The organism is Thermoanaerobacter thermocopriae JCM 7501 (genome assembly GCF_001310975.1).
GTDB lineage: Bacteria > Bacillota > Thermoanaerobacteria > Thermoanaerobacterales > Thermoanaerobacteraceae > Thermoanaerobacter > Thermoanaerobacter thermocopriae.
Genome location: NZ_BAZY01000034.1, coordinates 1 through 21,063, shown reverse-complemented (window position 1 = coordinate 21,063; position 21,063 = coordinate 1). Strand labels below are relative to the sequence as shown.

Genomic DNA, 21,063 nt, shown 5'->3' with positions numbered 1-21,063 from the left:
AAAATTTTTTATAAAAGGCGGAAACTAATCCGCCTTTCAGTTTAGATAAAACTTCCTAATAAATTCAATTTCTCTTCAAATTTATTCTTAAGACTTATTTTCATTAAGCATTAATGCCTTTGCAATATAACCATTAGACCTATCTAAAAATTCTTTTGCTTTATTTTGGTTAAGTCCTGTTAATATCATTAAAATTGTTAATTTAACATTATAATTAGTTTCCTTAAGTATTTTTTCAATTACTTTTTCATCTGCATCCGTTGCTAATTTTACAATGCGTTTTGCTCTGTTAATTAATTTTTCATTTGTAGCTTTTACGTCCACCATTAAATTGCTGTAAACTTTGCCAAGTTTTATCATAGCACCTGTAGATAGCATATTTAATACTAATTTTTGTGCAGTTCCTGCTTTCATTCTGGTAGAACCCATAATTACTTCTGGCCCTACAACAGGCGCTATCATTATATCAACTATTTTTTTCATCTCACTATCCGGATTGCAGGATATCCCTACTGTATGTGCACCAACTTCTTTAGCATATCTAAGTGCTCCTAATACATAAGGCGTTCGGCCACTAGCTGCAATACCTACTACAACATCCTTACTTGACAAATTCTTTTTCTTTAAATCTTTTTTACCAAGGTCTTCTTTGTCTTCCGCATCTTCTACTGACTTTCTTATTGCAACATCTCCACCTGCAATAATCCCTTGCACCATTTCTGGATCTACTCCAAAAGTTGGTGGACATTCGGATGCATCGAGAATTCCAAGCCTTCCACTTGTACCAGCACCAATGTATATAAGCCTTCCTCCTTGTTTTAATTTTTCTGCTATAATATCAACAGCTTTTGCTATATTAGGTATTTCTTTTTCAACAGCTATTGGAACTTTTTTATCTTCATTATTTATTTTTTTTAACATATCTTCTGTACTTAATCTATCAATATCAAGTGTATCAGGGTTTCTTCCTTCCGTTATAAGTTTATCTAAATCCATTGTATCAACCCTTTCTAAATTTAAATTTTGTCCCCGGTCTAATTAAATCTACCAATATATGTTCTTCTTCAGGTATATGTCCTATCACATTTACTCTTTCATCTTGAGGCATATCAATCAAACAAATATTAAGCTCTCCCGAATATCTTTTAAAACCGTAATTATCAATTGTAACACTGTATTTCTTTCTTTCAATGCAATTATACGGCTTTATTGCTTTCCCTATCTTTGCATAACCCCTTGACTCCTCTGATCTTATAATGTATTCAGAAGCATCAGACCTATTTGTATGAATACCAGCAAAAATTATGTCTTTCTCATAATCTGTTATATCCCTAATAAGATTGATATTTAATTCAATGACATCTTTATTTATTGAGACAACATCTCTTATTTCATTTATAGATGCATATGCATCCCCAAAATATATGTCATCTATCAACCCAGAATAAATTAAATGTCTCGCTGCTGTGTAAGGTTTTATGTTTCTATGCATTTCAAGCGTCGGCAATCCCTCATATATTGGCCCTCTCCTACCTTCCAAAGAAGGAATAAATGCCGATACCTTAAGTCCGTAATTTTTTATCATCATTGTCTTTTCTTTAAAAAACTTATAGGAAAGACCTGTATACGGTTTAGGATAATAATTGTGGCAAGTTGTCAAATTATCTATATTAGCTTTTAGCTTTATCAATTTCTCTATTTCTTCTTTTGTTATTGTGCTGGCATTTAACTCTATTTTAATTCCATATTTGTTGTTTGTCATTTCAGCTATTTCCTCTGCAGTAAAACCATAATCAAGCCTTAAACAATCTACTTCCAAATCATAAAAAGGTTTTAAATCTGTTATTGAGGAATTTAATATATTCATTGTTACAGGCGAAATATCAATAGTTAATTTCATATCTAGTAATTTAATATATTTAATTAAATCTTCAAATTCATTTAATTTTTTATCATATTCAACCTCAGGCATATGCATCGACGTAAAAACCATATTTATCCCATTGTCTTTTGCCATTTTTATATATTCCTTGTTCTTTTGCTGTGCAAAGTCTTCTGTAGTATAAACCGAAATACCAACAGCCACCTCATCATCTCCTCCTAAAAAGGGGCAAACGCCCCTTTTTAATTGTATCAAACATTAAAAGTAAATGGTTGTGAATTTTCTATTTCTTCATCAACTGGATCTTCAAATCCTAATAGATAGGTAGCTATAAATCCTGCAGTATACGATATCAATAATCCTAAAACATAATAAATAATTTTATTTGGCTCAATAAGAGCAGCCAAAGGTATACCAGATATACCTAACCCTCTTGCACCAACTACGTTTAGAGCCTCAAATGCTCCTCCAAAAGCACCTCCTATACATGCCCCTATAAAAGGTCTCCCAAGTGGTAAAGTAACACCATAAATCAATGGTTCTCCAATACCGAAAATACCGACAAGTATTGAGCCTTCTATAATTTTTTTAAGTTGTTTGCTCTTGGTCTTCACATATACTGCTAATGCAGCTCCAACTTGACCTGCTCCCGCCATCGCTAAAATAGGAAGTAATATAGTAACTCCTGTCGACTCAATTAATTGCACATGGATAGGTGTCAAACCCTGATGCAAGCCTGTCATAACTAATGGTAAAAATGTACCAGCAAGTATAAATCCTGTAAATACACCAGCTTTTCCTGCAATTGCAACAGTTACCGCCTTGCCAATACCATCAGCTATATATCCGCCTAAAGGTTGTAGTACATATAAAGTTGCAAAACCTGCTATCAAAATTGTAAGCAAAGGAGTTGCAAGCAATTCTATACTGTTAGGCATTCTTTTCCTAATGTTTTTCTCAAGCCAACTTGCAAATGCTGCTGCAATTAAAACAGAAATAATTCCGCCTCTACCTACGACTAAAGCTTTCCCTCCAATTGTAATATTAGCTAATGCAGGGTTATAAATAATACCAGCAAGAATACCTCCAATTGTAGGAGAACCTCCAAATTCTTTAGCAGTATTCATACCTACCATAATACCCATATACGTAAAAATAGTACTGCCTAACAAACTTAACATAGCCAATAAATTTTTGTCTGCAATCCAATTAAATTTTGTCGCAACATTGGTAATGCCAAGTATTAAACCACCACCAATTAAACCTGGAATCAAAGGAATAAATATACTAGCAATCCTTCTCAATAGAAGTTTAAAAGGTGTTTGGTTTTTGGCACTAATTGCTGCTTTAACTTCTTCTGCTTTTCCAACTTTAGTACCACCTAGTATTTTTGATGCCTCACTTTCTACCTTGTTAGCAAGACCAGGTCCTACAATAACTTGTAACTCTCCACCCTCTTCATTGACTTTAATAACACCGTCAATTTTCCCCAAAGCTTCCCTGTTAACCTTGTCATAATCTTTGACAAGCACTCTTAATCTTGTCATGCAATTCGTGATTGATATAACATTTTCTTTTCCGCCCAACTCTTTAATAATTCCTTGGGCTATTTCTTTTTCTCTTGACATTCTTAATCCCCCTATCTTCAATTTAGTATTTAAATGGTAATGATAATTAAACATATGAATCTTATATACTTACCTCCCACCTCCTTATATGTTGTATTGTTTCATAAATATGAAGTATTTATGAAAATTTATTTCACATTGAACCAAATTAAATAACCGCCTCAATTACAACGGTCTGCCCAGCAGTCGCTTTACCTGTCATTTTTTTAAATTCTTTTATCCTATCCATATTAGTTACTACTATAGGGGAAACGAGTGATTTAGCTTTTGATTTTATTAAAGTTCTTTCTACCTTTAATAGTTTATCGCCAACTTTTACTTTATCACCTTCAGTTACAAACGTAACAAATCCTTCACCATTTAGTTTTACAGTATCAATTCCTACATGAATCATTACCTCAATTCCTTCTTTTGTCCTAATACCTATTGCATGTTTTGTAGGGAAAACAGCTGTTACAATACCATCAACAGGAGAAACAAATATATCGGCTTCAGGTATCACAGCAACACCATCTCCTATAAGTTTTTGAGCAAACACTTCATCTGGAACATCTACTATTTCTACCACATCTCCATCAACAGGTGCTTTAATTAATAGTTTATCAGTCTTTTTTTTAAATATATTAAACATACAAACCTCTCCTTCAGTATTTTCTTGATGAGACCGCTTCACTTGTATTTTCTAAATATTTTATTACCTCATCGTATTTCCTGCAGGCTATTATAGAAAACAATATATCTACTACATTAAGTTGTGCCATCCTTGATGCCATTGCACCACTTCTAAAGATTGCTTCAGTAGAATATACAAAAAGTTTTATATCTGAAACTTCTGTTATAGGTGAATTACCAAACCTTGTTATACAAATTGTTGTAGCACCCGAATTTTTAGCTAACCTTAAAGCGTCAACAGTATCTGCTGTTTGACCTGAATACGAAATACCAATTGCCACATCTCCTTGGCGAAGATTAGCCGCAGATGCAAGTTGCATGTGAGAATCACTGTATGCCGTACAAGATTTATTTATCCTCATAAATTTTTGCAACATATCTTGTGCAACAATAGCAGATGCTCCAACTCCATAAATGTCTATTTTATTGGCATTTAAAATAGCAATAACAGCTCTTTCTACTTCGTTTCTATCTAACATATCCATTGTTTTTTCTATTGAGTCCATATTATTTTTAGATATTTTCACAATTATGGTATTAATATCATCATCTATATTAACAAAACCTTGAATACTTTTTGTCTTATATGTGTAGTCTGCAGCAATTTTTATTTTTAAATCTTGATATCCTTTGTATCCGAGACTTTTGCAAAATCTCACAACACTTGCTTCACTGGTATTGCTGTTTTTTGCAAGTTCAGCTACAGATAAATCTGAAATCTTATCAGCATTTTCAATTATATACTCAGCAATTTTTCTTTCTGATGGTTTTAAATTATTAATAACTGCTCTAATTTTCTCTATATCTCCTGGCATGTTAATGTTTACACTCCTTTCTAGTTTATATTATACTACTTATGAAATAATATTTCAAGTATTTTTTATGGTTTTGTAATTTGGTTTCATAAAATGTTTTAAAACTTTTATCCCACATCGCCTTTTATAAGTTCTGCCATGCCTCGTCCTCCTCAGGTTTTAGCCAATCCTTTGTGGGGAAGTAATTTTATTTCATTTATAAGATAATCTATTTTATTCATATAATCACCACTTACTATTTTTTATCCTCTATTTATGATTATGATATTATACTATTATTTTAATTAAAGTCTATGTTCATTCATTTACAGCTATTATTTCCTTGTATTAGCAAAAAGCCTGCCCAAAACACGGCAGGCTTTTTAGATTCGCATTCGTTTTTCTATTTTCCTCATCTGTATTGATATCATATCACTTCGTTATAAGTTTAAGCTCAGCTGGTATAAATTTTTCTACCTTTTCACCTTTTAGATATTTGTCAGCCATTTCTACTCCAAGAGAACCTATTAAAGCTGGTTGCTGAGCAATCGTAGCAGCCATTTTGCCATCTTTTATAGCTTTCAACGCATCATCTGTCCCATCGAATCCAACTACTAAAATTCCTTGCCTATTTGCACTCTCTATTGCCTTTATTGCACCTAATGCCATTTCATCATTTTGCGCAAATACTGCATCAATTTTAGGTTGGGCTTGAAGGATATTTTCCATTACTGATAAACCTTTTGAACGATCAAAATCAGCAGCTTGTTTTGCTATAATTTTTATATCTGGATATTTAGCGATAGCTTCATCAAATCCTTTGCCTCTATCTCTGGCAGCGGAAGTACCTGGTATGCCTTCAAGTTCTACTACGTTTCCTTTCCCATTTAGCGTTTTGGCAATAAACTCTGCTGCCATTTCTCCACCTTTTACGTTATCTGAAGCTATGTGACAAATAACATCTCCACCATTTGCAGACCTGTCCAAAGTAATAACTGGTATATTTTTGCTATTTGCTTCTTTTATCGCATTAACTACAGCATCGCTATCTACAGGATTTATAAGCAAAACGTCTACTTTTTGTTGAATTAAATCTTCTACATTAGAAAGTTCTTTTGAAGAGTCATTTTGTGAATCTTCTACTATCAATTTATAACCTAATTCTTTTGCTTTGGCCTCTGCACCATTTTTTAATGTTACAAAAAACGGGTTATTAAGCGTCGATATAACTAAACCTATAGTCTTTTCTTCTTTAGCATTTGAAGTATTATTGGTATTACCTGTACTGCATCCAGCAATTAACGCAACAGTTAAAATAAATGTTAATAAAAGGAACAAAATTTTTGATTTTCTCATAATTCAATTCTCCCCTTTTAATTAAATTTTTAATTTTTAAAACTTTTTGTTTTTCAATTAAAACCTTCCTAAAACACCCCCTTTATCTACTTTCTTTTTTGTCTAATGCTATAGCAAGTAATATTACTGCACCTTTAGCTATAAGCTGATAAAAAGGCGAAACGTTAAGTAAATTTAAGCCATTATTTAAAATGCCTATTATCAAAGCACCTATCAGAGTACCTATTACTCCCCCTTCGCCACCTGATAAACTTGTACCTCCAAGTACAACCGCAGCTATGGCATCAAGTTCAGCACCCTGTCCCGCTGTTGGAGCTGCGGAATTTAACCTTGAAGTAATTATTAAACCACTTATTGCTGCTAAAAAGCCACTTAAAGAATACACAAATAGAATTATATTGTTAGTATTAATACCAGCCAATTTAGCAGCCTGTATATTGCCCCCTGTAGCATAGACATATCTTCCAAGTCTATTATTCTTTAAAATGTAATAACCTATCGCAAAGATAAGAACCGTAAGAATTATTGGTACAGGTATCGGCCCAATATAACCGTTGCCAATATAACCAAAAGCCGCACCTAAACCCGTTATTGGTTGTCCATTGGTATATACAAGTGTTAGACCTCTTGCTACTGTCATCATGGCAAATGTCGCAATAAAGGGTGGTATATTCCATCTAATTATGACAAAACCATTAAAAAATCCTAAACCGGTACCTATTATTAAACCTGCTAATACCGCTATAATTAATGGAGAACCGTCTTTTAACATGCCAGCTGTAATTGCACTTGAAAAGGCTAATATAGAACCTACAGATAAGTCTATTCCACCTGTTAATATTACAAACGTCATACCCACAGCCATTATTGCATTTAGGGAAGTCTGTCTTAAAACATTTGTAAGATTATAATAATCTAAAAATCTTGGTGATAATATTGAAAATACAACGATTAACCCTACTAAGCCTATCAAAGATTTTGCTTTGAGTAAAAATTCACTAATATTTATTTTTGTTACTTTTTCTTCCGGTAAATTCAACTCATTCCCCTCCTACAGCTTTTAACATTACCTTTTCTTCTGTCGCTTCTTCATGAAGTATTTCGCCTGTTATCCTTCCTTCATGCATTACAATAATTCTATCGCTAATATTCAAAACCTCTGGCAATTCTGAAGATATTAAAATTATACCAATACCTTGCTTTTTTAAATTATTAATCAATTTATATATTTCATTTTTTGCTCCAACATCAATGCCTCGAGTTGGTTCATCAAGAATAATTAATTTAGGATTTGTCAATAAACATTTGGCAATAGCAATTTTTTGTTGGTTTCCTCCACTCAGTTTAGATATTTTTTGATTTATTGAAGAGGTCTTAATGTTTAATTTTTCAATCATTTGGTTTACTAAATATTTTTCTTTAGAATGGTAAATAGTGCCTATATAATCAGAAATACTTTTTAATGCTGAAAGCGTCATATTTTCTTTTAAAGTATGCTTTAATATCAAACCGTCATTTTTTCTATCTTCAGATAAATATATTATTCCATTATCGATAGCATCTTTTGGATTATTTATCTTTAGCTCCTCATTTTCAAGATAAATTTTACCTGAGGTTTTCTTATAAAAACCAAATATTGTTTTGGCCACTTCAGTTCTTCCTGCACCTATCAAACCAGCAAACCCTACTACTTCACCTTTTCTGACTGTAAAATTAATATTTTCAAATAAACCCTTCACACTAAGATTTTCTACTCGCAATATTTCCTCTCCCAGCGGAACAGATTCACGAGGATATTGTTCTTTTAGTTCTCTTCCGACCATCATTGTAACTAACTCATCACGTGTAACTTCGTTAATTTTGCCTTGAGAAATAAAGCGTCCATCTCTTAAAACAATATAGTCATCACAAATTTCAAAAATTTCATTCATTCTGTGAGATATATAAATAATAGTTCGGCCTTCTGATTTAAGCGATCTTATGACCTCAAATAATTTCTTTGTCTCTGCCTCTGTTAAAGCAGCAGTTGGTTCATCCATTATTAATATCTCAGCATCCATCAATAAACTTCTAGCTATTTCAACCATTTGTTGTTCTCCAACACTCAAGTACTTTACCAGCCTATTAACGTTTATATTCATACCCAATTCGCTAAGCTTTTTAGCAGCTTCTTGCTTTATTTTTTTCCAATCTATAACGTTAAATGATTTTAGATATTCCCTCCCTAAAAAAATATTTTCAGCAACACTAAGTGATGGTATAAGATTGAGCTCTTGATGAATCATAACAATGCCATATTTTTCAGCATCTTTGACATTTCTTATATTTACTTCTTCCCCTTTTATATAAATACTTCCTTCATCTTTCTCATAAATGCCGCAGAGAATTTTCATCAAAGTTGACTTTCCTGCCCCATTTTCACCTAATAAAGCTAAGACATGACCTTTATAAAGGGTTAAGCTTACATTATCCAGAACTTTAACATTGCCAAACTTTTTCGTTATATTCCTCATCTCTAAAACGGGTTCCAAAAATTATTCCCCCTTTGGATTGTTAAAATTCCACACCTGACTCTAAAATAATATTTGCATATGGCTTATATTCACCAGTCCTAATAATAGCTTTAGCGTTTTTTGACATTGCCTTTAAATCTTCATGGCTAATAATTATTAGCTTTTCTCCAAATAGCTCGAGAAGGTATAGGTATAAATCGTTATTTTTATCTATCATTTCTTTCGCAATATATGCTTTTTCTACTCCCAACTCAGTAAGTACCGTATTTAATGTATCTTTAAAACTCGGTATCCCTTTTGTTAAAGCAATATCAATTCTTTTAACACCATCTGGTATAGGTAATCCACTATCAGCAATCACCAACAAATCTGTATGCCCTAATCTTGCAACAACTTCTGAAATTTCACTATTTAACAAATCTGTCTTTTTCATTTGTTATAACCCCTTTCTTTAATAAATTTTTCTACCTCATCTCTATAAGGCAAGGATGACTGAGCGCCTTCTTTAGTAACCGTTAATGCTGCTACGTATGTAGCAAATTCTATTGCACTTTCAATGTTCTTCCCTTCACTTAATGCCACTGCTAATGCTCCTGTAAATGAATCACCCGCTGCTGTTGTATCAACAGCAGTAACTTTGATCGCATCAAATAGTTTTTCTGTATCCTTATTGATAAAAAAGCTTCCTTTTTCTCCAATAGTTGTTATAACGTTTTGAACTCCTTTGTCCAACAAATATTTTGAGGCCTTTTTTATATCTGCAATTGTTTCTATTTTACTTTTGGATAAAAAAGCCAGTTCTGTTTCATTTGGAGTTAAAATATAAACTTTTTCTAAGAGCGTATCAGACAATTTACATGCTGGTGCAGGATTTAATATGACTTTTATACCTTTCCGGTAGCATAAATCCACTACAAATTTTACTGTCTCAACTGGTATTTCCAACTGAATTACACACATTTTTGCTTCATCAAAAATATCTTCGTGTTTTTCTATTTGCTCTATATTAAGCCTTTTATTTGCTCCCTGATAAACAACTATGTTGTTTTCTCCTCTTTCACTCACATTAATATAAGCTGTACCCGTCGGTATTTCGTAATCAAATTCTATCCCTTTAACATCTACGCTGTCATTCTTTAAATCCTCATATAATTTCTTACCATATTCATCATTTCCCACTCTGCCGATCATATAGACCGTTCCACCCAACCTTGCAATTGATACCGCTTGATTTGCCCCTTTACCACCGCCGTAATTTTTCAAATCATAAGCAATAACTGTCTCACCAACTACAGGAATATGCGGAACTTGTATCACAACGTCCATATTAATACTTCCAACAACAACTATCTTCTCCATCTTTTTACCACCTTTAGCCAATATTTTTTTGTGCTTTGGCGTATTATCAACTGAGGTTTAAAATTAATAATTTTTTTCTTTAACTTTTTCCCTTCTACAAGTTTTATTAGCATTCGAGCAGCAGTCAGTCCCATATCATATGCAGGTTGCTTTATAGTAGTTAATTGTGGTTCTAGTATTTGAGAAAGCTGTATATCATCAAACCCTACTATTGAAATATCATCTGGTATCTTGTACCCATATGAACGTATTGTTTTGTACGCTCCATATGCCATTAAATCATTGCAGGCAAAAATAGCTGTAATATTTTCATTATTACCTAACAACTTTTCAGTTCCAATTATTCCACTGTTTATCTTATAATCTCCTTCAAATATCAACCTTTCATCCACATCCATACCATTTTCTACTAATGCTTTTTTGTACCCTTCTAGTCTTTCTTTGGCACTTTTTGTATAAAGTGGTCCTGTTATACAACCAATTTTTTTATGCCCTAAATCTATGAGATGTTTTGTCGCAATGTAACCACCTTCATAGTTATCAAGAAAAACTCCGTAAATGTCTTCAGAATCAACACGTCTATCCATTATGACAATAGGAATACCACTCTTGACAAGTTCCATAATGTGTTCATGTTTAGGAATAGAACTACTGGTAAATATTATACCATCGACATATTTTTCTTTTAGTGCATTTATATACTCGCTTTCTTTCTCCAAATTGTCATCTGTATTGCACAAGAAGACGTTGTAACCGTAAATGTGAGCACTATCCTCTACACCACGGGCAAGATCAGGAAAGAATGGGTTAGAAATATCAGGAATTATAAGGCCGATAGTTTTAGTTTTTTTAGTAACTAATCCTCGTGCTATTGCATTAGGTTGATAACCCAATTCTTTCACTAATTGAAGAATCCTATTTCTAGTTTCTTCACTAACCCCTTCACTTTTATTGTTTATAACTCTCGATACTGTTGTAATTGATACATTCGCTAGTTTTGCAATATCTTTTATTGTTACAGCCATAAATTCATCACCTATTAAATTTGGTTTAACGTTTTAGTAAAACGCTTAACTATATAGTAAAATAAAAATGACATTTTGTCAATAATAAAAATAAAAATTTTTTATAAGGTTAGTTGTATAATTAAATGCAACAAATAAAAAGGGAGATATTTTTGCTCTGGATATTAGGAATATAAAATGTTAAACTTAGTATAAGAAGAGTTTTAAAGGGGTGTTTAATTATGCCTTTACCAAAAAGAGAGGATATTTATACTTATGAGGATTATTTAAACTGGCCAAATAATCAAAGAATAGAATTAATAAATGGGCAGATTTATTTAATGACTCCTCCATCGACAATTCATCAAAGAATATCAAGAGAAATATTTACAAGCTTCGCTGCATATCTTAGAGGTAAGCAATGTGAAGTATTTACTGCACCTTTTGGAGTAAGGTTTCCTTCTGGAAATGAGAAAAGTGATAAAGAAATAAAAACTGTTGTAGAACCGATATCGTGGTAGTATGCGATAAGTCAAAGCTAGATGATGAAGGATGTAAAGGAGCTCCTGATTTAATTGTTGAAATTACATCACCTTCAACTGGAAGTAGAGATAAAATAGAAAAGTTTAATTTATACGAAAAGCATGGAGTAAAGGAATATTGGATAGTAGAGCCAGATAGTAAAGTTGTAAGTGTGTTTATTTTACAGGAAAATTCCAGATATGGAAGGCCTGATGTATATACTGTAGGAAATAAAATTAAAGTCTCTATCTTTGAAGATCTAGAAATAGATTTGAAAGATGTATTTGCTTATTAAAACACCCGCACATTTATTATAGGAGCATTATTATAAATCAGGCTTTTTGTGCCTGATTTTATAATTCCTTTTCTAATATTTCAACACCTCATGTAATCAAAGCCCCGGATATGCAAACAGCTCTGAAATAACCAAGGAAACTGCTCCAATTGCTCCTGCATGAAATTGAAGTTTAGAGGTTTTGATTTTTACTTTGTGATATCTATACACAAGACACTTTTTTTCTACTTCTTTCAAAATCTCATCCAAAATCAAACCTCTTGCTAAAGACAACGTATTTCCAATAATCACAAGTTCCGGGTTAAATGTATTTATTACATTGACAATTCCCACACCCAATTTCCTTCCAATTTCTTTTAAAGCCTCTACTGCAATTTCGCTTCCTTTTTGAGCATAATTTATAATATCAAGAGCGCTAAGTGTATTAAAATTATCTTTATTTATATAATTATCAGATTTTCCCATTATCAACTGTGTATGTATATAATCGAATAGTGCTTTCTCTGAAGCATAATTTTCCCAGCATCCGGTATTCCCACAACTACATTGATGGTCAAGTATATTTATTGTCATATGCCCCATCTCTCCTGCTAGCCCTACTGTCCCTCTGTACAGTTCTCCATTGATTATTATTCCTGTCCCAATTCCAATTCCAGCACTTACATATACAAGATTGTTGTATTTAATTCCTGCTCCAAACCATTTTTCCCCTATTGCTCCTACATTTGCTTCGTTATCTATGTGTACTTTAATTTTGAATTTATTTTCTATAATTTGTTTAAGAGGCACATTTTCCCATTTTAGATTTGGTGCCATCAGTACAGTACCTTTTTTGTAATCCACAATGCCTGGCACACCAATTCCAATACCTAAAATTCCCCTGATAGTGTTAGGTGCATTTAAAATTGCTTCGTCAATCAATTCTATTAAACGCTTAATAATAGCCTGTTGACTTTCACCAATTTTTACATCAACTTTCTTTTCCCAAATGACATTTGCCATTAAATCAGTCAAAACAATTAATATATAGTTCACATCCAAATCAATGCCTATTATACAGCCAGCCTTGTTATTGATGCTTAATATAATTGGTTTTCTACCACCTTTTGATTCTCCAGGCCCTTCTTCTCTAACAAAACCTTCGTTTATAAGTTCATCAACAAGAAAAGATACAGTTGACTTGTTTAAACCTGTAATGTGTGCAATATCCGCTCTTGAAACATTCCCTTTTTTTCTTATGGTATTGAGCACTATTGATTTATTTATTTGTTTAACTAATAATTGATCTGCTGTTATCATCTGTTCACCCTTCTATTTATATTGTAGTTTCTAGTGTGAATTATAGCACATTAAATCTTAAAAGAAAATTAAAATAAAGTTCCTTAAATATATTATCACTTTTTTTGCCATCTTAAAGCTTATTTTCCACTCGTACTTGTGTCATAAACTTTTTATCTGTTTTTTTCACTTCTCCAACAATTTCAAAAGAACCGAATAACCGAATATCTTCTGAAGAACTTCCTATCATTACCTCTACACGGCCTGGTTCTACCACATATTCCATTTCCTCATTATAAAAGCCAAGCTGCTCTGAAGAAAGTTGAAAAATAACCGTTTTTTGTTCCCCTACACCTAAAGTAATTCGTTTAAAACCCTTAAGCTCTTTAACAGGTCGTGTAACACTTAAAAATTCTCGATGTATATACAATTGAACTACTTCATCCCCTTTTACCTTCCCTATATTTTTTACATCAGCAGAAATCTCTATTATTCCTCCTTGTGTAGATACTTTTGGGTGAGAAATACTAAGATTGCTGTATAAAAATTCAGTATAGCTAAGTCCATAACCAAAAGGATATAATGGTTTAGTACTTGATTCTACATAATCGCCTTTCCAATTAGTACGTCCACCAGAGGGTTTATGATAATAATATACAGGCAATTGTCCTACAGAGCACGGAATGGAAATTGGTAATTTTCCTCCTGGATTGTAATCTCCAAAAATAACATCTGCAATTGCTCTTCCCCCTTCTTCACCCGGCAACCATGCCTCTATAATCGCAGGAATTTTTTCAGCTAACCAGGAAATTGACATTGGTCTACCGTTTATCAAAACTACAACTACTGGTGTACCAGTTTCATAAATCGCTTTTACTAATTGCTCTTGTACACCTGGTAAATTAAGGTCTGCACGATCTCTAGATTCCCCAGAAGTACATCCATCCGTTAATCCTGCTCTATCACCTACCACCACAATAGCAACATCAGCTTGCTTAGCAATTTCAATAGCTTTATTAAAACCAGCCGTATCATCACTAATTACGTCACAGCCCTTTGCATAAATTACTTTTGTCTTAGGTGAAACTTTTTCTTTAATTCCTTGTAATACACTTACAATAGGTACATAAATATCTTTCGCCTCTAAACCTTCAGGTAATGGAGTATTAAAAACATTGTCCTTCTCGCGCATTTCAAGTAATGATTCAATGTGACATGGATATGCATAATCGCCAATCATATTGCGAATATTATCAGCATTTGGACCAATTACAGCAATTGATTGTAAGTCTTTCTTCAAAGGTAATAAGTTGCTTTCATTTTTTAATAAAACTATAGATTCTTGAGCTATTTTATAAGCTAATTGCCGCTGTTCTTGAGTGTCAAATATTTCAACAACCCGTTTTTCATCAACATAAGGATTTTCAAATAAGCCTAATAGAAACTTTGCTTTTAAAATTCGCCGTACAGCATCATTAACAAAGTCTATATCAATATCGCCTTGTTCTATCAACTCTTTAATAGGCAAGCCATAACAATCAGTACTTGGTAACTCAACATCAACACCAGCTTCTAAAGCCAGTTAGCAGCTTCTTTTTTATTTGACGCTAAACGATGGTATTCATAAAGTTGATTAATAGCAAAATAATCAGATACTACAATTCCATCAAAGCCCCAATCTTTACGTAATATATCAGTTAAGAGTTGTTTTGACTTATGACAAGGTATACCGTCGAGTTCATGATATCCGGGCATAACCGAACCCAGGTTTGCTTCTTTTACTGCTGCTTCAAATGGATACAAAAAAATTTCATAAAGTTCACGCATTGGAATATGAGCAGGTGCCCAATTCATACCACCTTCTGAATTTCCATACCCCACGAAGTGTTTACCTGTAGCAATAACACCTTCTTTTAAATTCTCTGTTTGTAATCCACGGATATATGAAACACCCATATGCATAACTAAATACGGGTCTTCACCAAATGTCTCTTCTGTCCTTCCCCATCTTGGATCTCTTGTAACATCCAACAATGGTGCAAGAGCCTGCCGAGCTCCAACAGCTTTCATCTGTTCTCTAATCACAGAAGCCATTTTTTCAACAAGTTTGGGATTCCAAGTACTTGCCACACCTATAGTTTGAGGGAAAATAGTAGCCCCTTTAGCCATATAGCCACTACAAGACTCTTCATGAATCAAAGCGGGTATACCAAGTCTTGTATTTTCAACCAAGTATTTTTGTATCTGATTCGCTATTTTTACTGTCTCTTGAGGTGATAAATTACTTGCTCCACCAAGACGGGTGATTTGACTATCCCATGAGTCATTAATCGATTTGCTTTTTCATATGAATTTCATCATATCATCTAATATCTCATATACCCATATACCACTTAATTGTGCAATTTTCTCTTCAATTGTCATTTGAGCTAACAAATTTTCTACCTTTTTTTCAACAGGTTGTTTAGGGTCTAAATATGAAGCTTTCATCATTATTTCCTCCTCTTATCCAAAAACTAATCCTTCACTGAACCTAATGAAATACCACTTATAATATATTTTGAAAACATTGCATAGACTATTATTATTGGAATCACGGTTATTGCAAGTCCAAGATATATAGCTCCATATTCTGTCCTATACATATCGCCCCTTAATAATTTAACCATCATAGGAAGAGTATACTTTTCAACCTTTGAGATTAACATGAAAGGAGTAAAGAAGTTATTCCACGAAGCGACAAAAGATAAAATTCCCATAGTAAATGCCCCGGGCTTTGCAATAGGTAGTATAATTCTATGGAAAATTCCAATCTCGCTAGCACCTTCAATTCTTGCAGATTCTATTAGATCTTTAACAAGAGTAGACTCTAAATACTGCGATGCAAAAAATACCATGGGTGGAGCAGCTATTGCTGGAATAATAAGCGGTATATAACTATTCAAAAGATTTAGCATCGACATATATTTGTAAAATCCAATTATTGAAGCCATTTGGTTGGTATAATAGTTAAAAGTATTATAATATTATATAATATTTTTTGTAGGCAAAATCGTAGACTTGAATTGCATATGCTGTCATCATAGAAAAATAGACTGTTAAAAGAGTTGCCGGAATAGAAATTAATGCACTATTTATAAATCCTCGCCATATGTTGGCTCCCTTACCAGTTAAATACTTCCAATTATTTAAAAGGTTGTTACTAGGCAAAAGGCTTACCCCTTGCTGTATTTCAGGTGTAGAACGAGTAGCATTAATCAATAAAATCCACACTGGCACAATAGTTATTAGAAATAATATTACAAGAAAAATATATATAAAAGTTTTTGTTAACTTTGTTTTTATAGTGTAGCTCATTATTTTTCCCCCTTTCGGATTTAAAACATTATTCTTTTTCTCTTAAAAGCCTAATTATTATAGAAGCAGAAATAGCGGTAATAATAAAGATCATAACAGCTACACTGGCTCCTGCTCCAATAAATCCTTTTCCACTTGAAAATTTCATATACATTAAAACACTCATAGTCATTATAGAACCATTAGGGGAACCACGACCGTCTGTTAATAAATAAGGTATATCAAACATTTGCATGCCACCTGCTAAAGACGTTACTAATACATAAATGAGCACAGGTTTTAAAAGAGGTAAGGTGATTTTAGTAAACATATCCCACGAACTAGCTCCATCTACCAACGCCGCCTCATAATAAGAAGGTGATATTGATGACATTCCAGCCATTAAATAGAGTATAGTGACACCAAACCACATCCACCATTGGATAAATGCAACTATAGATTGAGTCCATCCCGGACTTCTAAAAAAGTCAAAGGCTTCTTCTAATATTCCGGCTCGAACGGCAATCTGATTCACGGGACCATAACGTGAAAAAAGATTATAGAACAGAGCAGCAATCGCAACCGGCATAAGCAGGTTAGGAAGATAATAAACTGTTCGCCAAAGCCCAACAAACTTTATTTTCAACCTATTATTCATAAACCAAACTGCTAAAAGCATAGCTATACCTAATTGTGGTAAAAAATTCATAAGCCATATTTTCCATGTATTTAACACGGATTTTATGAAAAAATCGTCTGAAAATAATTGTTTAAAATTATTAAGTCCAACAAAATTGTAAGTTTTACTCATTATTGTCATATCTGTTAGACTCAAATAAAAAGTATATATCAAAGGATAAAAGCTAAACAATAAAAACACAATAATGAATGGCGCAGTAAATATATATCCATAATAATTTTTGTTTATCTTACTATTACTTTTCCTGACCTTTATTCCGCTCTCCACCAAAACCACCACATCCTCCATTAATTTTATATTAGAGAGTAGAGGAAATGTGAATTTATAAATCTCACATTTCCTCTACTCCAATTTTAATCTACATTAACGTCAGGTAAAGCATTCTTTACGGCCTCTTTAAATCGTTTTAGAGCTTCGTCTTTACTTATTTCACCTGATGCATAGGCATCAAGTGGATCCCACAATGCATCTTGAACTACGAAATCTGTCGCTTGAATGTTTTTGGTCCTTCCACCAAGGTCAATACGGCGTGCTGCCTCTGCAAATACTTCATATGGGTTTTGTCCTCCTAAGAACTTAGCTGCCGAAGTATTCCCAAACTGTGAAGCAATCTCTTCTACTACTTTTTGACTAGATACAAAATCGCCAGCTGGTTGTTGTAGTTCATCACCTATGCTTGGATCGATCTTCTTCAAATATTCATTTGTATAAACTCCGAGAGCCCAGCTCTTTAATGTTTCCTCATTTAAAGTTACAAATTTAATAAATTCTTTCGCTAATTCTACATTTTCGCTGTCCTTAGTCACACCAAACCAGGTACCTCCCCACCTGTAAGGCATTGGTCCTGGAATGGCAGCCCAATCACCAGAAGTATCTTTACCAGCAGTCTTTCCTCCGTCAGATTCGCCTTTTGCAGGTGCTGAATTAGGTTGTAATACATAAGACAAGCCCCATGTTGGGAGGAAATATGCAAATATTTGCTTGGGATTTCCTTTTGCATCTACCAAGGAGTCATTCATGCCAGCAAACCAGCTTTCTTGCCATTGTGTAGCTTGTGCTTCATAACCATTTTGTCTAAAATTTTTTGCGATATCAAATAGTTCTTCTACTTTTGGATCTATCACCAATTTGCTATCTACAATCCACGGTTTATCTCTATTCTCAATGATTACCCTACCAAGGTCTGCAGTTGATGCTATCATATAAGTATTACCGTTGGATTTTTCTTTTACAATTTTTGCCGCTTCTTCGAATTTACTTAAATCAGATACTAGTTCTTGAATCTTCACCGGATCGTCAGTACCAAAATATTTTTTAGCAAGACTTCTTCGATAATACATCAGTCCTGGAGTTGCTTGATAAGAAAAAGCTTTTACTACACCATTTTCGTCAGTTCCTATATCGATTGTAAATTGATACGTTTTCACCTCTTCTGCAAAAGGTAGTAAATCTGACAAGTCTACCAAATAGTCGCTCTCAACAAATTCTCTCACAAAATCAGACTCCAAAGCAACTACATCGGGACCTTCTCCAGATTGCAATGCTGACTTAAGTTTTAATTGGTATTCTCCTTCTGTCATTGGAATCATGGTAAATTCTATTTTTACATCGGGATGCTTCTCCTTAAACGCAGTTGCAAAAACTTTCGCTTCATTTGTAAAAGACCAAATCTTTAATACTTTTTCTTTTGGCTGAGTTGACTCAGATTGCCCTGTTTGACTATTTTGTCCGCATCCTGATAACAAGCCAACCACCATAATCACAATTGTAATCAAAGCAATAATTCTCCTCATTCTTTTCACCCCATTTTTTATTCTCTAATAAGTTCTTTAAATTATTAAATTAAAATTACAATTTCGCACCCCACCTCCCCTTCGGTGATTTTGTTAGGATTTATTATATTTTTTGATTACTCCAAATAGAGCCGTTTTATTGCTTGTAAACGTATGCCAGTACGCTACTGAAATGCGTAAATTTTTTTCAAAGGTTTTCCGTCTATTATTTCGTAGGGATTATAAAATTTAAACGTGTTGGTTGTTTGAATTAGTCCTTTCTATTTTATTTGTGGTACATTTTTGAAGTATTCCATCTTTTTTCCCTTCATAAATACCATAACATTAAATTAATTTGTTGTTTCAACAAACTTTTTTTTGTATAATAATATATTCGACGCAAAATTAAAAAATCCTTCTTTCTTTCAAAAAAGTTTAAAGGTATTTTATCCCTTTCACTTACTTTGAGACAATGTAATCATAAAATATCAATTTTTTAACTATCATTTTCTGTCACTTGATTTTTGTTATCGATATACTTTTCAAATATCACTCTATCAAAAACATTTATAATTAATCCCATCAAGCTAAAACCTATTAGCGCCAATGGTATAAAAGCTAAAATTATACTTACAAATAAAACAAACAGACAAATTAGTAAAATACCGAGGGTACGTGGAAATTCAATAACTGAAAAAATAAAAGCATTTTTAAAAATATGTTTTGTTTTTAAGTCGTATGTTACCATCATAGGAAAAATATATATATTCATCAAAAGATACATTAGGCTTATTAAACCAGTTATGATAATTCCTGATTTTTTTATGAAATCGTTATTCATTATGCTGTAAATTTTATAATTATTTATCAACACAAAAGCAACTAACATGTTTATCAATGTTATTATCAAACTTTGTTTTAAATTCTTAATAGAACCTTCTTTAAAATCGTTCCACAGCCATACATTTTTCCCAAACACATAGTTTCTTAAAACATGGTTAAATCCTGCAAAAGCAGGGCCTATTGTGATAATAGGAATACTAAAGATTATTAATAATAAATTAAGACTAATTAATTGCCAAAAATTAGAACAAAATATATCAATAAATAATGGTATTCCCTTTTTAGGTATATCCTCTGGTTTCAGGTCTGGTTTACGTGGATTCCCAAAATACATTTGATTAAAAAAGTTTCCAAACATTTATATACCTCCATATTTAGAACAAAATAATAACATATAATTCAAGTCTGCATCCAATTAAAAAATCTTTTTTAAGCAGCTACAAGATAAAATACAAGTAATTTTTTCTTGTAGCTGCTTTTTTAATTACATTCTTTAAATTCTATTATATAGTAGAACTTATATCCAAAACTCTATAAAGCATAGCAGCTGCTTCTGCTCTTGTAGCATTGTCTTTTGGTTTGAAGGTGTTGTCTTCATATCCTCTTACTATCCCAAGCTTCACTACGTTTGCTACTGCATTCCTTGCCCATTCGCTTATCTTATTATTATCTGTGAAGTTGTATTACCTATATTCTCTTCTTTGTATCCTGTAAGTTTACTGTATACTCTCATTATAACTGCTGTCATCTCTTCCCTTGTTATTGGTTCCTTCGGCCTCATGTTCTTCCCATCTCCTACCATTATCCCTGCCCTGTAAGCTGCTTCTATTGCATTGGCATACCATGCTCCTTCTTTTACGTCTTCAAATTCTCCTTCGTACGGCTCTTCTGGTATCCCTAATGCTCTTATCATAAATGCCGCAAATTCTGCCCTCGTTATTTTTGCATTTGGCGCAAATGTTTCATCATCTACTCCTCTTATTATATGCCTTGATGCTAGTACATTTACTGCATCGTATGCCCAGAAGTCTTTTAATACGTCCTTAAACTGTTTGTCATATTCAAAGGCCCCATAGGTTGAGAAGTGGGTTACTTCAGTAGTTACTGTA

The 21,063-nt window shown here is 32.9% G+C and carries 20 protein-coding genes and 2 pseudogenes; 1 reads left to right on the top strand and 21 read right to left on the bottom strand.

Translation table 11 applies throughout. The features are described from left to right. Positions 1 to 87: 87 nt before the first annotated feature. The 11 genes from murQ to JCM7501_RS10705 form a co-directional block, all read right to left on the bottom strand. Positions 88 to 996 carry an N-acetylmuramic acid 6-phosphate etherase gene (gene murQ, locus JCM7501_RS10755; protein WP_028991730.1) on the bottom strand — a complete coding sequence of 303 codons (909 nt, stop codon included), beginning with the start codon at positions 994 to 996 and terminating at the stop codon, positions 88 to 90. Positions 997 to 1,000: 4 nt separating this feature from the next. Continuing rightward, positions 1,001 to 2,086, bottom strand: coding sequence for a DUF871 domain-containing protein (locus tag JCM7501_RS10750; protein WP_028991729.1), 1,086 nt, complete (start codon positions 2,084 to 2,086; stop codon positions 1,001 to 1,003). Positions 2,087 to 2,133: 47 nt separating this feature from the next. Then, complete coding sequence (locus tag JCM7501_RS10745; protein WP_028991728.1) at positions 2,134 to 3,510, bottom strand: PTS transporter subunit EIIC; 1,377 nt, start codon at positions 3,508 to 3,510, stop codon at positions 2,134 to 2,136. Between the two features lie 148 nt (positions 3,511 to 3,658). Next, positions 3,659 to 4,141 carry a PTS sugar transporter subunit IIA gene (locus tag JCM7501_RS10740; protein WP_009051942.1) on the bottom strand — a complete coding sequence of 161 codons (483 nt, stop codon included), beginning with the start codon at positions 4,139 to 4,141 and terminating at the stop codon, positions 3,659 to 3,661. Between the two features lie 13 nt (positions 4,142 to 4,154). Continuing rightward, on the bottom strand, positions 4,155 to 4,997 hold the full coding sequence (locus tag JCM7501_RS10735) for a MurR/RpiR family transcriptional regulator (protein ID WP_028991727.1): 843 nt from the start codon (positions 4,995 to 4,997) through the stop codon (positions 4,155 to 4,157). Positions 4,998 to 5,408: 411 nt separating this feature from the next. Continuing rightward, the gene (rbsB, locus tag JCM7501_RS10730) at positions 5,409 to 6,332 is read right to left on the bottom strand and encodes a ribose ABC transporter substrate-binding protein RbsB (protein ID WP_004399896.1); all 924 of its coding nucleotides are present in this window, start codon (positions 6,330 to 6,332) and stop codon (positions 5,409 to 5,411) included. Between the two features lie 82 nt (positions 6,333 to 6,414). Then, positions 6,415 to 7,371: an ABC transporter permease gene (locus tag JCM7501_RS10725; protein WP_004399903.1), complete on the bottom strand. Its 957-nt coding sequence runs from the start codon at positions 7,369 to 7,371 to the stop codon at positions 6,415 to 6,417. Position 7,372: 1 nt separating this feature from the next. After that, on the bottom strand, positions 7,373 to 8,863 hold the full coding sequence (locus JCM7501_RS10720) for a sugar ABC transporter ATP-binding protein (protein WP_028991726.1): 1,491 nt from the start codon (positions 8,861 to 8,863) through the stop codon (positions 7,373 to 7,375). Between the two features lie 22 nt (positions 8,864 to 8,885). Beyond that, a complete protein-coding gene (gene rbsD / locus JCM7501_RS10715) occupies positions 8,886 to 9,278 on the bottom strand; it encodes a D-ribose pyranase (protein WP_004399905.1) in 393 nt (130 codons plus the stop codon). Next, complete coding sequence (gene rbsK, locus JCM7501_RS10710) at positions 9,275 to 10,204, bottom strand: ribokinase (RefSeq protein ID WP_004399906.1); 930 nt, start codon at positions 10,202 to 10,204, stop codon at positions 9,275 to 9,277. Before rbsK ends, rbsD begins: the two co-directional genes overlap by 4 nt. Next, on the bottom strand, positions 10,192 to 11,229 hold the full coding sequence (locus tag JCM7501_RS10705) for a LacI family DNA-binding transcriptional regulator (RefSeq protein ID WP_054644872.1): 1,038 nt from the start codon (positions 11,227 to 11,229) through the stop codon (positions 10,192 to 10,194). Before JCM7501_RS10705 ends, rbsK begins: the two co-directional genes overlap by 13 nt. A 221-nt stretch (positions 11,230 to 11,450) precedes the next feature. Here JCM7501_RS10705 and JCM7501_RS10700 point away from each other — a divergent pair. Further along, positions 11,451 to 12,025: pseudogene (locus JCM7501_RS10700) on the top strand (Uma2 family endonuclease). Between the two features lie 96 nt (positions 12,026 to 12,121). Here the strand turns inward: JCM7501_RS10700 and JCM7501_RS10695 are convergent. The 10 genes and pseudogenes from JCM7501_RS10695 to JCM7501_RS10665 form a co-directional block, all read right to left on the bottom strand. Then, positions 12,122 to 13,324 (bottom strand): ROK family transcriptional regulator, encoded by a 1,203-nt coding sequence (locus JCM7501_RS10695; protein WP_028991724.1) that lies wholly within the window; start codon positions 13,322 to 13,324, stop codon positions 12,122 to 12,124. A 112-nt stretch (positions 13,325 to 13,436) separates the two neighbouring features. Next, positions 13,437 to 14,831, bottom strand: coding sequence for a glycoside hydrolase family 3 C-terminal domain-containing protein (locus JCM7501_RS16720; RefSeq protein WP_256201415.1), 1,395 nt, complete (start codon positions 14,829 to 14,831; stop codon positions 13,437 to 13,439). A 44-nt stretch (positions 14,832 to 14,875) separates the two neighbouring features. Beyond that, positions 14,876 to 15,559, bottom strand: coding sequence for a glycoside hydrolase family 3 protein (locus JCM7501_RS16715; RefSeq protein ID WP_457921091.1), 684 nt, complete (start codon positions 15,557 to 15,559; stop codon positions 14,876 to 14,878). An 87-nt stretch (positions 15,560 to 15,646) separates the two neighbouring features. Next, positions 15,647 to 15,793 carry a hypothetical protein gene (locus JCM7501_RS16710; RefSeq protein ID WP_256201413.1) on the bottom strand — a complete coding sequence of 49 codons (147 nt, stop codon included), beginning with the start codon at positions 15,791 to 15,793 and terminating at the stop codon, positions 15,647 to 15,649. A 26-nt stretch (positions 15,794 to 15,819) separates the two neighbouring features. Then, complete coding sequence (locus JCM7501_RS16705) at positions 15,820 to 16,266, bottom strand: carbohydrate ABC transporter permease (RefSeq protein ID WP_256201412.1); 447 nt, start codon at positions 16,264 to 16,266, stop codon at positions 15,820 to 15,822. A gap of 55 nt (positions 16,267 to 16,321) precedes the next feature. Beyond that, a complete protein-coding gene (locus tag JCM7501_RS16700) occupies positions 16,322 to 16,660 on the bottom strand; it encodes an ABC transporter permease family protein (RefSeq protein WP_256201411.1) in 339 nt (112 codons plus the stop codon). Positions 16,661 to 16,688: 28 nt separating this feature from the next. Next, positions 16,689 to 17,618 carry a carbohydrate ABC transporter permease gene (locus JCM7501_RS10680; RefSeq protein ID WP_245599044.1) on the bottom strand — a complete coding sequence of 310 codons (930 nt, stop codon included), beginning with the start codon at positions 17,616 to 17,618 and terminating at the stop codon, positions 16,689 to 16,691. A 74-nt stretch (positions 17,619 to 17,692) separates the two neighbouring features. Next, on the bottom strand, positions 17,693 to 19,132 hold the full coding sequence (locus JCM7501_RS10675; RefSeq protein WP_028991721.1) for an ABC transporter substrate-binding protein: 1,440 nt from the start codon (positions 19,130 to 19,132) through the stop codon (positions 17,693 to 17,695). A 475-nt stretch (positions 19,133 to 19,607) separates the two neighbouring features. Beyond that, entirely contained in the window at positions 19,608 to 20,312 is a 705-nt protein-coding gene (locus tag JCM7501_RS10670; RefSeq protein ID WP_028991720.1) for a YesL family protein, read from the bottom strand. A gap of 145 nt (positions 20,313 to 20,457) precedes the next feature. Beyond that, positions 20,458 to 21,063, bottom strand: a pseudogene (locus tag JCM7501_RS10665) (S-layer homology domain-containing protein); the annotation flags it as partial.

Excerpts from the sequence above, each read along its gene's own strand:
- murQ (WP_028991730.1), bottom strand. The coding sequence starts at position 996 with ATGGATTTAGATAAACTTATAACGGAAGGAAGAAACCCTGATACACTT.
- JCM7501_RS10745 (WP_028991728.1), bottom strand. The coding sequence starts at position 3,510 with ATGTCAAGAGAAAAAGAAATAGCCCAAGGAATTATTAAAGAGTTGGGC.
- JCM7501_RS10740 (WP_009051942.1), bottom strand. The coding sequence starts at position 4,141 with ATGTTTAATATATTTAAAAAAAAGACTGATAAACTATTAATTAAAGCA.
- JCM7501_RS10735 (WP_028991727.1), bottom strand. The coding sequence starts at position 4,997 with ATGCCAGGAGATATAGAGAAAATTAGAGCAGTTATTAATAATTTAAAA.
- rbsB (WP_004399896.1), bottom strand. The coding sequence starts at position 6,332 with ATGAGAAAATCAAAAATTTTGTTCCTTTTATTAACATTTATTTTAACT.
- rbsD (WP_004399905.1), bottom strand. The coding sequence starts at position 9,278 with ATGAAAAAGACAGATTTGTTAAATAGTGAAATTTCAGAAGTTGTTGCA.
- rbsK (WP_004399906.1), bottom strand. The coding sequence starts at position 10,204 with ATGGAGAAGATAGTTGTTGTTGGAAGTATTAATATGGACGTTGTGATA.
- JCM7501_RS10705 (WP_054644872.1), bottom strand. The coding sequence starts at position 11,229 with ATGGCTGTAACAATAAAAGATATTGCAAAACTAGCGAATGTATCAATT.
- JCM7501_RS10695 (WP_028991724.1), bottom strand. The coding sequence starts at position 13,324 with ATGATAACAGCAGATCAATTATTAGTTAAACAAATAAATAAATCAATA.
- JCM7501_RS16710 (WP_256201413.1), bottom strand. The coding sequence starts at position 15,793 with ATGAAAGCTTCATATTTAGACCCTAAACAACCTGTTGAAAAAAAGGTA.
- JCM7501_RS16705 (WP_256201412.1), bottom strand. The coding sequence starts at position 16,266 with ATGTCGATGCTAAATCTTTTGAATAGTTATATACCGCTTATTATTCCA.
- JCM7501_RS16700 (WP_256201411.1), bottom strand. The coding sequence starts at position 16,660 with ATGAGCTACACTATAAAAACAAAGTTAACAAAAACTTTTATATATATT.
- JCM7501_RS10675 (WP_028991721.1), bottom strand. The coding sequence starts at position 19,132 with ATGAGGAGAATTATTGCTTTGATTACAATTGTGATTATGGTGGTTGGC.
- JCM7501_RS10670 (WP_028991720.1), bottom strand. The coding sequence starts at position 20,312 with ATGTTTGGAAACTTTTTTAATCAAATGTATTTTGGGAATCCACGTAAA.